This window comes from Streptococcus sp. UBA3373, assembly GCF_002360305.1.
GTDB classification, from domain to species: Bacteria; Bacillota; Bacilli; order Lactobacillales; family Streptococcaceae; genus Streptococcus; species Streptococcus alactolyticus.
Map to the genome: position 1 here is coordinate 303 of NZ_DEQF01000007.1, position 354 is coordinate 656.

Sequence of the window (354 nt, forward strand, 5' to 3'; positions counted from 1 at the left end):
CAGATTTTAGCAGCCTTAAAGGGGCAAGATCGGAAAGAAAAGCAGGTGAGAGATCTCCAGTTATTGGAAGATTTGACCGCCTCTAAGGCTTATCAAGACGCTAAGGTTATTGCGACTTATTTAGCTTTTGATTTTGAATACGATACGCAATTGCTGATCCGTCAGGCTGAGAAAGATGGTAAATGTATTCTTGTGCCTAAGACTTATCCACAGGGACGCATGGTCTTTTGTCCTTATGAAAAAGAGTCGCTGGTGCAGACTTCTTTTGGTCTGTGGGAACCGCTAAGTAGTGATGAGGCTGTGGACAAGTCAGAGATTGATTTGATTCATGTTCCTGGTGTTGCCTTTAACCGT

Annotated in this window: 1 protein-coding gene; it reads left to right on the forward strand. The window is 43.2% G+C overall.

Annotated elements, in window-relative coordinates; all coding sequences use genetic code 11:
• Nucleotides 1-354, forward strand: a 354-nt coding sequence (locus B3R79_RS01370) for a 5-formyltetrahydrofolate cyclo-ligase (protein WP_293693328.1), incomplete at both ends; no start/stop codon positions are given.